Raw genomic sequence first — 11,779 nt, 5'->3', positions numbered from 1 at the left:
CGGGAAAACTGTTCATGGACTCCGCCGCTTCCCCGCCACCAGTCAGTGCCGCCTCCTATATCTTCCAGGACTGGACCGTCATCGTGCTGATCGTGATCGCGCTGCTCGCGGTGCTGGTGATCGCCGGCATGATCTGGGGGCAGAAGAAAGCGCGCGAGCGCAATCGCGTCGAGGAAGCTGCTGAGGAGCGCGCCGAGGAAGCGGGCGCGACCTTGCCCCCCGCCCCCCCGCCGCCACCGACGGATGTCGATGCCGGCCTGCCACGCGACGAGCCGCATCCCGAGCCCGAACCGGAAACACCGCCGAGCCCACCTGCTCCTCCGGTCACCCGCCAGGTCGAACCGCGGCCCCTGGCGGCACGCGAACTCGCGCCGGAGCCGATCGCTGCGTCGGCAGCCGAACCGGAACCGGCTCCGCAGACGCCGGAGCCGATAACGGAGCCCGTGCGGGCGCCAGAACCGGCCGTCGAGACACCAGCCGAAGCGGCGACCGAAGCGGCAGCCCCACCGCCACCGCCGGAACCCGCACCGGTGCCGGAGCCAGTCGCCGTACCGCCAGAACCGTCGCCGCCGCCCACCCCCCCCGCACCGGCACCGAATGTCGCGGGAGCGCTCGCGCTGACCACGATCAAGGGGCTCGGTCCCAAGGTGGCCGCGATGCTCGCGGAGCGCGGCATAACCCGCGTCGATCAGCTTGCCGCGCTATCGCCCGACGAGGCGTCCGCGCTCGACGTGCAATTGGGCGCGTTCACCGGGCGGATGGAGCGCGATCGCTGGATCGACCAGGCGACGCTGCTCGCCGCGGGCGACACCGCAGCTTACGAAGCGGAGTTCGGGAAGCTGGGCTAGCGCAACAGGCCGGCCGGCGCGAACCTGGTGATCGCCGCCATCATGGCGTCGAACGATTGGTCGGTGCCAGATATGTTGAGCGCGATGTCGCCAAAGCCGATCGCCTTATTCGCGCGTGCCAGCTTGCCCTGCAGCGTGGCCGACGGGAACGCCCGCGGATCGGTCAGGAACAGGCATGCGAAACGCTGGCGCTGTATCTTGCCAACCGAAATCCGCTCGATCGCGATCCAGGGGATCGTCTGGTCGGACCATTGGCGCCACCAGACCCCTCGCGCATCGATGCGGAGCACGACACCCTGCTGGAATAAGCGCGGCAGGCCGATCAGGAAGAGCACCCCGAATATGATGATCCCTGCCCAAGCCACCAAGGTGCGTCTCGTCGTCGGCGCATCCAGCCGGAGCAGCCAAATACCGATCGCGACGAAGCCGATCGCGCCGGCGAGCAACAGCAACACGCGCCAGCGGCTCGCTTTGGCCTCGAAAGGCGTCACTCGCCGCGCGCTCTCGACACCAATAATTTGTCGATCCGGCGGCCATCGAGGTCGACCACCTCGAAGCGCCAGCCCTGTTGTACGACGCTCTCGCCTTCCTCGGGGAGTCGCTTGAGCGCCGCCAGAACCAGGCCGGCGGCGGTCGCATAGTCGCGATCGTCGGGCAGATTGAGGTCGAGTTTCTCGGCGACGAGATCGGCCGAAGCCGAGCCGGCGACCAGATAGCTGCCATCCTCGCGCTGGACGAAATCGGGGCTTTCGTGCGGGTCGCTGTCCGACGCGAACGCCCCCGCGATCGCGGCGAGCAAGTCGGCCGGCGTCACGATGCCCTCGAAATGGCCGTATTCGTCGTGGATCAGCGCCATCGGCACTTCGGCGCGCCGCAGCCGCACCAGCGCGTCCATTGCGTCGAGCTGATCGATTACGATCGGCGCCGAGCGCATCAGCACCTTGAGATCGAGGCGATCGCCGCGGATCGCCGCGGCAACGATGTCGCGCGCCTGGACCACGCCGATCACCGCATCGACCGATCCTTCCGCCACCGGCAACCGCGTGTGCGCCGTCGTCGCGAGCTTCTGGCGAATGCCGGCATCGTCGAGCCCGATATCGAGCCAATCGACTTCGGTCCGCGGCGTCATCACCTCGCGTACCGGCCGGTCGGCGAGCCGCACCACGCCCGAGATGATCGAGCGTTCATGCTCCTCGATCACGCCCGATTTGGACGCCTCGGCGACGATCAAATGGAGTTCCTCGGCGGTCACCTGGTCCTCGCTGTCATGGCTCAGGCCGATCAGCCGGAACAGCATTGAGCTGGTCGAATCGAGCAGCCAGACCACGGGCGCCGCGATGCGCGCGAGCCAGGTCATCGGCAGCGCCATCACCGCGGCGATGGGTTCGGGCGAACGCAGCGCGATCTGCTTGGGCACGAGCTCGCCGACGATCAGCGAGAGGAAGGTGGTGAGGCCGATCACCAGCGCGAACCCGGCCTTGTCGGAGAATTCGGTGCTCCACCCGAACCATTGCTGCAGGCGGATCGCAGTCGGTCCGCCCAGCGCTTCGCCCGAATAAGCGCCCGAGATAACCGCGATCAGTGTGATGCCGACCTGTACCGTCGACAGGAATTTGCCCGGATCGGCCGCCAGGTTGATCGCGGCACGCGCGCCGCGGCTGCCGGTCCGCGCCAGCGCCTCCAGCCGTGCCTTGCGCGACGAGGCGATTGCCAGCTCGCTCATCGCGAACACCCCGTTCACCCCGACGAGGACGAGGATGATGACGACGTCAATCCAGGGATAGGGCGCGGGGGATGGGGGCAAGGTCATGATGTATCACCTGCCTACACGCGGGCGGGAACGTCGCGCAACATGGCGTGTGGTCGTGGCGGTCATTCCCCTCCCGCCTGCGCGAGGGGAGTTACTTCCCGCCACCTCGGCGGATCGCGAAGAAATCGCGCAGCAGCCGCGCGGCCTCCTCCTCCCCGATGCCGGAATAGATTTCGGGCCGATGGTGCACCGTCGGTTGTGCGAACAGGCGCGGGCCGTGCTCGACCGCGCCGCCTTTGGGATCGGGCGCCCCATAATATAGCCTTGCGATCCGGGCATGCGCGATCGCTCCGGCGCACATCGGGCAGGGCTCCAGCGTCACCCACAGATCGCAGTCGCTCAGCCGATCGTCGCCGATCGCTTCCGCCGCCGCGCGAATCGCCAGCATCTCGGCGTGCGCGGTGGGGTCGTGGCGGGTGCGCGGCGCGTTGGCGGCGGTGGCAATGACGCGGCCGTCCAATACCACCACCGCGCCGACAGGGACTTCCCCCATCGTCGCGGCGGCGGCGGCCGCATCGAGCGCGGCACGCATCGGCTGAGGTAGCTGAAACCCGGTTATTGCGGCGCCGCCGAATTGGCCGGAGGGGTCGCGGGCTTCTCGACGCTGATCGTCGGCACCTTGATCGTCTTGCTGGTGGTGGTTACGGTCGGCACCTCTACCGTCTTGTTTTCGGTGCCGAAATTGACCGTCGCCATGTTGGCGTTGACTTCGGGCGCCTGGCCGCCTTCGAGCTTGACGGTCGGCAGCGAGCCCGATTTGCCGTTGATCGTGATCATTCCGAAGGCCAGAAGCGCGATCAGGATGAGGGCGGCAAGGCCGACTAGGGCGAGCAGGAACCGCATATGATGGTCTCCTAAAAATCGAATCGTTCGCGTAATCAACGCGCCGCTACAAGAGCAGGTTGCACGATAAAGCGCGAATCTGTTGACCCGAAGCGCGTCAGCCGCTATCGGCGCCACCTTTCCGGGGTCAGGTTCGTCTTGGCCCGAAACTCAGGATTGATAGCGATGTCGCGCATTTGCGAGCTGACCGGCAAGGGCCGGCAGGTGGGTCACAACGTTTCCCACGCCAATAACAAGACCAAGCGGACGTTCCTGCCCAATTTGCAGAACGTGACCTTGCTGTCGGACGCGCTGGGCACCAGCGTCAAGCTGCGCGTGTCGACGCACGGCCTGCGTTCGGTCGAGCATGTCGGCGGTCTCGACAACTGGCTGGTCAAGACCAGCGACGACGATCTGTCGCTGCGCGCGCGCCGCCTGAAGCGCGACGTCAAGAAGAAGCTGGGCGACACCCAGGCCGCGTAATCGCGCCGGTCCGGCTCGCCCGGACCATCAGCGAATCGCCACCGGCTCGCTCTCCACGGCGGAGAGCGGGCCGGAGTCGTTTCTGCCCGGCGGAATCGCGATACAGTCGCATCGCGGGTGGTCGAGCTGGGTGCGGCCGGTTTATTCAGCCTCTCGTCCGAAAAGGAGGTGCGGCATGGATCGATTTACCGGCGGTTGCCTGTGCGGTGACGTGCGGATTGTCGCGTCGGGGCGTCCTTATCGGGTGGGGCTTTGCCATTGCCTGGATTGCCGCAAGCATCACGGCGCGCTGTTCTTCGCCGCGGCGATGTTCCCGCAGGACTCGGTGACGATCGAGGGTGAAACACATCATTATGCAGGACGGCATTTCTGCCCGCGCTGCGGCTCGTCGGTTTTCGCGCGCAGCGGCGATGAAATCGAAGTGCATCTGGGATCGCTCGATTCGCCCGACGAGCTGATGCCGACCTACGAAGCCTGGACCGTCCGGCGCGAAACGTGGCTGCCGCCCTTTCCGCTGACCCGACGGTACGAGCACAACCGAAACTCCGCGAGCCGGGAGGAATAATCGTCCCGGCGGCCAGGCCGCACCCGACGTAGCGCTGCCGAAAGGCCTTAAAGGTCGAGGCGGAACTTCATCAGCAAGGTCTGTTGCAAAATCAGCAGATTGTCGTCGCTGACCATCCACAGCATCGTCGCGCCATTCTCACGGGTGATTGCGAGGCCCTCGAAATTATCGACCGTCAGCGGCGGCGCCAGCCGGGCGATCTCGCGCCCGCGAATCGTCACGCCGGGGCGGATGTGGCGCGGATCGATCAGGGTCAGCACCGCGCTCCAGGTGAATGGCAACGCAAGCTTGCGGTTGAGGACCAGCACGCGCCCGTCGGGCAGTTCGGTCGCGTCGGACGGATCGTAGCCCTCAGGCGGCAGATAGCCGAACTCGAATCCCTCGAGCGGCTTCTCGACCGGATCGCGGTCGAAGATCAGCGCGCTCCGCGCCTGGCTCGGCAGGCGGCGATTGGTCTCGGCGATCACCAGGAAGCGGCCGTCGTGCAGCCGCACCAACGATTCGGCGCCGCCATTTTCCGACCAGTCGGCCATCGGCTTGGGCGCGACCATGGTCGCGGGCAATGTCAGCCCGCGCGAATAGCGCCAGATCTGGTTGACGCGCTCATAGCCGACCCACACCCGCCCCGTCGCGGGATCGAGCGTCATCGATTCGCTGTCGCGATCGGCCTTGGTCCAGCCGGTCCCCGGCCCAACCGGCAGATCGCCGAAGCCCGGCGCGCTGAGGTGGAAGCGGTCGTCGAGCCGGAACCGCACGATCGTCCCGCCATCGCTCAACAGCGTGAACAGGCCGCGGTCGATCGTCATCGACGAATAGCCGCCGAACGCCAGGTCCTTGCTGGTCAGCCGAACCCCGCCCATGAAGGTCAGCGCGCCGACCTTCAAATGGTTCGGGTTGCCGGGATCGAGCGGCACCGGCGTCGCGGTAAGATCGGGAACGGCGCCCAGCATCGGCCGTTCGGGCGTGCCGCTCCACTGACAGGACAGCGCCAGCGCGAGCATCAGGAGATAGCGAGTGCGGCGGCGCATCGCGGTCTCTCATAGCCGCCCCGCCAGCGCCCGCCAGCCTGAACGGCGGATAACGGACGCATTCAGCCTTGGCTCAATGCGAATCGGGCAAAACCCTTTCATCGACACGGAATGGCAGGACGGAAATCGCCGGGGCCCTCTACCGATCGATGGATGAGTTTTTGAGACGGAGACGACCAATGATGAAGACACTTTCGCTCGTTGGCGCCGCGCTCGCGATGACTGCCGGTGCCGTTGTTCCCCTCGCGCCGGCGCAGGCGCAGCGTTACGCTTATGATCAGGCCTATAGCGACGGATATAATCGCGACGGATACAGCGGTTATGACCGCGACGGCTATCGCGGCTACGACCGCAGCTATCGCGGATATGACCGCAACTATCGTGGCTATAACCGCAGCTATCGTGCGCGTCAGAAGTGCAACGATGGTGACGGCGGCACGATCGTCGGCGCGATCGCCGGCGGCCTGCTCGGCAACACCGTTGCCGGCCGCGGCGACCGTACCATCGGCACCATATTGGGCGCCGGTGTAGGTGCCTTGGCCGGCCGGGCGATCGATCGCTCGGATCGCCCCGGTTACTGCCGCCGCTAATCCCGAACAGTCGAGTTCTCCCGCGTAGCGTATCCGGGAGAGACAGTCCCCTCGAGTAGCGTATGAGGGCGGAGGGTCGGTTCCGAAAGGAACCGGCCCTCTTGTGTTGCGCGGTGCAGGCGCGGCCAGGCCCGCCGGATCGCGAAGCAAGCGCCCCGCACGGCCGGCGAGCAGAGGAAGCCCGATCCGGCCGACCGCTTTGCCGGGGGCTGCGATCTCAGTTTACGACCTGGATCGTGTCGAAAAGGTCGGTGTTGGAAGCGCGGCGGCCCGATCGCCGTACGCGGCCGAGCGCGGACCGCGCCGAACCCGCAAGCGGCTAACGCATCATCAATACTGGCCGCCTATGTCTGGTCGACCGAGTTAGGGCGTAACGAAATGAGCGTATCGATAGGGCCGATACAACGCATATCCCGGGCTCTCGCGTTGAGCGACGAGCCCGAAATCATTCTTGCGCAATATCGCGAGATCACGCGGCAGGTCCCGCTGCTCTATTCGCTACTGATCGTGAACACTGCGGCAGTTGCCTTCACTCACCGCCAGTTTGCCCCACCCGTTCTGACCTACGTCATGCCAGCGGGCTTGTGCCTTGTTTCGCTTTTGCGAATTCTGAAATGGCAGTTTCCGCGCAAGGAGCCGCTGGACGTTGCCGCGGCGCGTGCGCAGCTCAAGCGCTCCATCGTTTTCGCAGGCGGCTTCGGGTTGATCGCCGTTTTGTGGGCCCTGAGCCTGGGTCGCTATGGCGGTCCGTATGAGCAGGGGCACGTCGCGCTCTACATTTCGATCACGGTCATAGCGTGCATCTTTTGTTTAATGTCGCTGCCGCAGGCAGCGCTTCTCGGCTGCCTTCTCGTGACCGGTCCCTACCTCGCTTATTATTTCGCGCAGCAGAGCACCGTCTGGTCCGCCATCGCGATCAATATCGCCTTGGTATCGCTGGTGATGATCCGGATAATCCTCAACAGCTTCAAGGCCTTTGTCGAGCTGGTCCGGTCCCAGCGCGATATGGCGGCGAAGACCGCCGAGGCTGAGCGCCTGGGCGAGGAGAATGCGCGCCTGGCCATGACGGACAGCCTGACCGGCCTGCCGAACCGCCGCTACTTCTTTACGCGGCTTGAGGCGGCAATCGAGGCAGCGAGAGACACCGATACGCGATTCGCCGTAGGCGTGCTCGACCTCGATCGCTTCAAGCCGATCAACGACACCTATGGCCATGTGTTGGGCGACCGCCTGCTTGCCGAAGTCGGTCGAAGACTCTCGGCCCTTGCGAGCAGTGACCTAATAGTCGCGCGGCTCGGCGGTGACGAATTCGGCATTATCCTGTTTTCCGAATGCGATACGGCAGCAGCGGTGGGGGAAAGCCTGTGCAGGATAATTTGCCACCCGTATAAGGTCGACGAGCTGCGCATTACGATCGGATGCTCGGGCGGTTTCGCGATATTCCCGGACGCGGGACAATCCGCACATGCGCTGTTCGACCGCAGCGATTACGCGCTCTACCACGTCAAATCCGAGGAGCGAGGACGTTGTGCGCTCTTCTCCCTCGAACACGAAACCAGGATACGGTCGGAGCGGGCGATCGAGGCGGCGCTTCAGGCCGCCGACTTCGACGCGGAACTTACCATTCACCTCCAGCCTATCGTCGACCTCGCGTCGATGCGAACCACTACCGCCGAGATACTGGCCCGCTGGTCCAGTCCGGTACTTGGCCAAGTCCCGCCCCACATTTTCATTCCCGCGGCAGAGCGTTTGGGACTGATGCAAAGAGTCACCCAGGCGTTGTTCGGGCAGGCGCTGGATGCCCTCGCCGACCTGCCGGAGAGCTTGCACATATCGTTCAACTTGTCGGCGCACGACATCGTCTCGCCCGATACGATCGTATTCCTGCTCAATGAAATCCGGCGGCGAGGCGTATCGCCCGCGCGGCTGACGTTCGAATTGACCGAAACGGCGTTGATGCGGGACTTCGATCTGGCGATCGTCGGCATGCGGGAATTGCGCGACATTGGCTGCGGAATTGTCCTTGATGACTTCGGCACCGGTTACTCGAGCCTGAGCTATCTGCGCAGGCTTCCGGTCGACAAGGTGAAGGTCGACCGGAGCTTCGTGATGACGACCGAAGGATCGGACAAGGAGATGCTGGCAGCCATAAAGGGGCTGTGCGACCAGCTTCATCTGCGTTGCGTCGTCGAGGGAATCGAGAGTCCCAGCCAACTCGAACTGGTCCGCTCGCTCGGCTATCGGGAAGCTCAAGGATATCTGCTCGGTCGGCCAGTGGTGCTTGCAAGTTTCTTGGCCGAGATGGGCAATTATCCTGACGAACCATCATATCGGTCGGTTGGATTGAGTGGACGGTGACGCGCGCTGTCCTGGCGAACGTTTCGGTCAAAAAGCGGCGACGACGGGTCAGTGAGATCGATGCGAAAGGCGAGAACACTGCCGGCTTGGCCGACACTCGGTGGGATGCGGAAGGGATCGGAGCTGGCTTAGCCTGACCGCCCCTCAATAAGCATTGCGATGCACCATCACGACCACGGTCGACGCCAGGATGCGCAGATCGCGGGAGATCGACCATTGATCGAGATATTCGAGATCGGCAGCGAGCCTGCGTTCGAGATCCTCCCGCTTTTCGGTTGCGCCGCGGTGTCCGCGAACCTGGGCCAGACCGGTTATGCCGGGCTTGAGGGCGTGGCGGACCCAATATTGATGGCTCACCTCCCAGAATAGCTGGTCGCCCGCCAGCGACCCGAGCGCATGGGGCCGTGGACCGACCAGGCTCATATCGCCTTCCAGCACATTGAACAGCTGCGGCAGCTCGTCGAGGCTGGTGCGCCGCAAAAAGCGTCCGACCCGCGTGATTCTGTCGTCCGTGCGGCTGGCCGAACGCTTGCCGGCAGCGTCGCTTTCCTCATGTCGCATCGTGCGGAATTTCACGATCTTGAACAGCTGATTGCGCCGGCCGACGCGGTCCTGCCGGAAGAAAACCGGCCCGGGGCTATCGAGCTTGATCATCAGCGCGACGACCGCGAGCAGCGGCGATAGCGCGATGATGGTGGGCACCGTCAAAGCGATATCAAGCAAGCGCTTCGCCGCACGATTGCTCATGCTCAATGGCCCGCGCGATACGATGTGGGTCGATTGCCCCCCGGCGCGCCCAAGGCCGATCACGTCGGCATAGTTGCGATCGTGAACGAGCAATTCGCCGTCGATATTCGCTCCGCGCAACAACGTGGTCCATGCATGCCGGCGGTCATCGTCGCACGAGACAATCACGCGATCGAACCCAGCCAGCACGTCGCCGATTCGATGGAGCATCACCGGGTCGCTGAGATCGGGCAAAAGGCCCATCGCGCGCGCGTTGATGCGGTGAGCCCAGCCGACGCCGGGCACTTCGACGCCATCGACGATCAGCAATTCGTTGTACAGCGACCCCTCCAAGCGCCGCAAACCATGCTCCACGAAGAGTAGCCGGCCGACGACGAGGAACAACAAGGCGAGTGGCGACCCGATCGCGAAATCGATGCGCGAAATCTCCTGGCTGGCATGCGCGATATAGGTAAGGAACACCAATGCGACCAAGGCATAGACAAGCGCCGTCGCCGATCGCTTGAGGCTCAGCTTGGGATTGGTGAACACCGTCGCGTTATAAACTTCGGCGGCGAGCGCGATGCCGAGATAGCCGGTCAACACCATCAGCGACAATTGCCAGCCGTCGAACGTGCGCGGCCCCGCATGCACTGCGTGGGCCGTCACGAACGCGGCAGTGATCGCCAGGCAATCCAGCGCGAGGAGTTCGGCATAAAGGCGAAGGCGCTGCAGACGCTTTGAGCGTACGCGCGGTGCCACGAATTCCCCAAGCGTCGAAACATTCATTCCCGAGTTCCCCTTTGACGCGTGCGCAAAAGCGCCGATCCGGGTCTTTCGGTATAAATCAGTTATCTAACGTCGAGTGGCAATGGAGGTGCGGGTCAAATTGGCCGAAGGCAAGACCACCCGGTCTATGAAAAGGACGACCGGTTTTTTGCTATGCCGCGGTGCAGCGTAAACGCGAAATGCAGACGCCTCAGCGAATCACCAGATACGCGATTCCGGCCACCGCTAAGGCCAGCGACAGATAGCCGGCAAAGCGCGACACGCGGCGAACAATGAGCTCGATCCGATCGCGCTCCGCCGGTGTCGATTCGGGATTTGACTGGGCCTCGAGCCGATCGAGCGCAGCGCCGAGCGCCTGTTGAGACATTTCGTCCATCCTCTCCCGCCCACCGCTTACGCCGTTGAGGCGAGGTGTGGCATAGCCGCGTTAAACCGATGAGTGAAGACCAAAATAATTAACCAAGCTTCATCAACCGCTTGAAGTCCGGCACCAGCCGGCGGCGAGGCGATTTGCGCGGCGCGAGCCAGGCGGACAGAACCTCTGCCGCCATGTTATCATGGTCTTCGGGCCGCGCGACGTGCGCGGCGAGGGGGGATGGGCGCATCGCGCGAACTCCTTGTGGTCGCGACGCTTGTGCCCGCGGTGGAGCTTCGATGTCGTTAAGCGACATGCTTTAACCCAGATTAAGCATCGGTTCGCCGAATGTGTCTCCCGAACTGCCGCAGGCCGCTGGCCGGTGGCGCCGGCGTACCGATAGGTGGAGGGATGCTGTTCGAAGCAACCGGCCGGACCCAGATCGACGCTCGTGGCGAGCCGGTTTATCATGCCAAGGACCGTGCGGCCTATCGCCACGTCAGCGCGCACGATGTGGGGAATGGCCTGGTCGTGCTCGATCGTCCGACAGTCGGCGTCGTGATGGACGATGTGCGAGTCGACGGCGGGTATCGCGTCATCGAGAATACCGGGATAGATCGTGCCGCCGCGCGCGTCGTTGGCTTGCGGGTGTCCAACGTCACCGCGACCAATCTGCGCCGTGGCTTTGCCCGGATCCGATATGACAGCCGGGATGGAATCTTCTCCGACGTCACTGCCAGCGGCGTGTTGACGACAGGCGCTCACGATCTTCCGTGCGGAATCGCGATCGCCGATGACGCGTCCGACTTTCGCTTCGAACGATGCACGATGCGCGGCTTTCAATGGAAGAGGAACGACCGCCAATATTGGAATGGCGACGGGTTTTCGGCCGAGCGCGGCAACCGGCGGTTACTGTTCCGCTCCTGCGCCGCCTGGGACAATAGCGATGGCGGCTTCGATCTGAAGGCCAGCGATTCGATGCTCGACGACTGCATTTCGGGCCGCAACGCGCGCAATTACCGTTTGTGGTCGAGCATCAACGCAAGTCGCCTGACCAGCATCGAGCCGGCCAAGGTCGGCGGCATCGGCGATACGGTGCATTTCGCCCTGATGGGCGCCAAGGCCCCGGGCGGCGCGCCGATCGTCATCCGCATCGCCCATCTGGTGGTGAAGAGCGCTCATGGATGGCCGATCTTCGACGTGCATGACGGGCCGGTACGGATCATCATCGATTCGCACGACATCCAGGTTCCCGCGGGCACTCCTTTGATCAGGCCACGGGGCAAAGGCAGCGTACCGGGTGGAATCAAGTGGGGCGGCACGCCGCCGAAGCTGTGACCTAAGTGTAAGCTGCTGCAGCGTTAGCCGCGATGTAGGCACGGCTCGACGTTGCGCGCTTGTTGCG

General features: G+C 64.3%; 14 protein-coding genes. 6 read left to right on the top strand and 8 right to left on the bottom strand.

Translation table 11 applies throughout. The annotated features are described in order from the left end of the window. The first annotated feature begins 14 nt into the window (after positions 1-14). Complete coding sequence (locus SMA01S_RS06720; protein ID WP_066819604.1) at positions 15-848, top strand: helix-hairpin-helix domain-containing protein; 834 nt, start codon at positions 15-17, stop codon at positions 846-848. Here the strand turns inward: SMA01S_RS06720 and SMA01S_RS06715 are convergent. From SMA01S_RS06715 to SMA01S_RS06700, 4 genes are all read right to left on the bottom strand, one after another. Next, on the bottom strand, positions 845-1,339 hold the full coding sequence (locus SMA01S_RS06715; protein ID WP_066819602.1) for an STM3941 family protein: 495 nt from the start codon (positions 1,337-1,339) through the stop codon (positions 845-847). The genes SMA01S_RS06720 and SMA01S_RS06715 overlap by 4 nt on opposite strands. Beyond that, positions 1,336-2,658: a hemolysin family protein gene (locus SMA01S_RS06710; protein ID WP_174543085.1), complete on the bottom strand. Its 1,323-nt coding sequence runs from the start codon at positions 2,656-2,658 to the stop codon at positions 1,336-1,338. The genes SMA01S_RS06715 and SMA01S_RS06710 overlap by 4 nt, the downstream gene beginning before the upstream one ends. Positions 2,659-2,749: 91 nt before the next feature. Continuing rightward, positions 2,750-3,190 (bottom strand): nucleoside deaminase, encoded by a 441-nt coding sequence (locus SMA01S_RS06705; RefSeq protein WP_066819600.1) that lies wholly within the window; start codon positions 3,188-3,190, stop codon positions 2,750-2,752. Positions 3,191-3,213: 23 nt separating this feature from the next. Next, complete coding sequence (locus SMA01S_RS06700) at positions 3,214-3,501, bottom strand: hypothetical protein (protein WP_066819598.1); 288 nt, start codon at positions 3,499-3,501, stop codon at positions 3,214-3,216. A gap of 165 nt (positions 3,502-3,666) precedes the next feature. Between SMA01S_RS06700 and rpmB the strand changes: the two genes are divergently transcribed. Further along, positions 3,667-3,963 carry a 50S ribosomal protein L28 gene (rpmB, locus tag SMA01S_RS06695; protein ID WP_066812698.1) on the top strand — a complete coding sequence of 99 codons (297 nt, stop codon included), beginning with the start codon at positions 3,667-3,669 and terminating at the stop codon, positions 3,961-3,963. 175 nt (positions 3,964-4,138) lie between these two features. After that, positions 4,139-4,528 (top strand): GFA family protein, encoded by a 390-nt coding sequence (locus SMA01S_RS06690; protein WP_066819596.1) that lies wholly within the window; start codon positions 4,139-4,141, stop codon positions 4,526-4,528. Between the two features lie 47 nt (positions 4,529-4,575). Here the strand turns inward: SMA01S_RS06690 and SMA01S_RS06685 are convergent, their stop codons facing one another. Continuing rightward, positions 4,576-5,556: an esterase-like activity of phytase family protein gene (locus SMA01S_RS06685; protein WP_066819595.1), complete on the bottom strand. Its 981-nt coding sequence runs from the start codon at positions 5,554-5,556 to the stop codon at positions 4,576-4,578. Positions 5,557-5,735: 179 nt separating this feature from the next. On the opposite strand from SMA01S_RS06685, the gene SMA01S_RS06680 reads away from it, so the two are divergent. Continuing rightward, positions 5,736-6,146 carry a glycine zipper 2TM domain-containing protein gene (locus tag SMA01S_RS06680; protein ID WP_066819593.1) on the top strand — a complete coding sequence of 137 codons (411 nt, stop codon included), beginning with the start codon at positions 5,736-5,738 and terminating at the stop codon, positions 6,144-6,146. A 426-nt stretch (positions 6,147-6,572) separates the two neighbouring features. Continuing rightward, entirely contained in the window at positions 6,573-8,504 is a 1,932-nt protein-coding gene (locus tag SMA01S_RS06675) for a putative bifunctional diguanylate cyclase/phosphodiesterase (protein ID WP_066819592.1), read from the top strand. Between the two features lie 144 nt (positions 8,505-8,648). On the opposite strand, the gene SMA01S_RS06670 is transcribed toward SMA01S_RS06675, so the two are convergent. From SMA01S_RS06670 to SMA01S_RS24490, 3 genes are all read right to left on the bottom strand, one after another. Continuing rightward, positions 8,649-10,019 (bottom strand): sugar transferase, encoded by a 1,371-nt coding sequence (locus tag SMA01S_RS06670; RefSeq protein ID WP_066819590.1) that lies wholly within the window; start codon positions 10,017-10,019, stop codon positions 8,649-8,651. A gap of 190 nt (positions 10,020-10,209) precedes the next feature. Beyond that, entirely contained in the window at positions 10,210-10,386 is a 177-nt protein-coding gene (locus SMA01S_RS06665) for a hypothetical protein (RefSeq protein ID WP_157093841.1), read from the bottom strand. 88 nt (positions 10,387-10,474) lie between these two features. Beyond that, positions 10,475-10,624: a hypothetical protein gene (locus SMA01S_RS24490; protein WP_157093840.1), complete on the bottom strand. Its 150-nt coding sequence runs from the start codon at positions 10,622-10,624 to the stop codon at positions 10,475-10,477. 161 nt (positions 10,625-10,785) lie between these two features. On the opposite strand from SMA01S_RS24490, the gene SMA01S_RS06660 reads away from it, so the two are divergent. After that, positions 10,786-11,712, top strand: a complete 927-nt coding sequence (locus tag SMA01S_RS06660; protein ID WP_066819587.1) for a hypothetical protein — start codon at positions 10,786-10,788, stop codon at positions 11,710-11,712. Positions 11,713-11,779 lie beyond the last annotated feature (67 nt).

It is taken from the genome of Sphingomonas mali NBRC 15500, from assembly GCF_001598415.1.
GTDB lineage: Bacteria > Pseudomonadota > Alphaproteobacteria > Sphingomonadales > Sphingomonadaceae > Sphingomonas > Sphingomonas mali.
The sequence above is the reverse complement of the archived record's forward strand: the minus strand, read 5'-3'. Positions and strand labels throughout refer to the sequence as shown.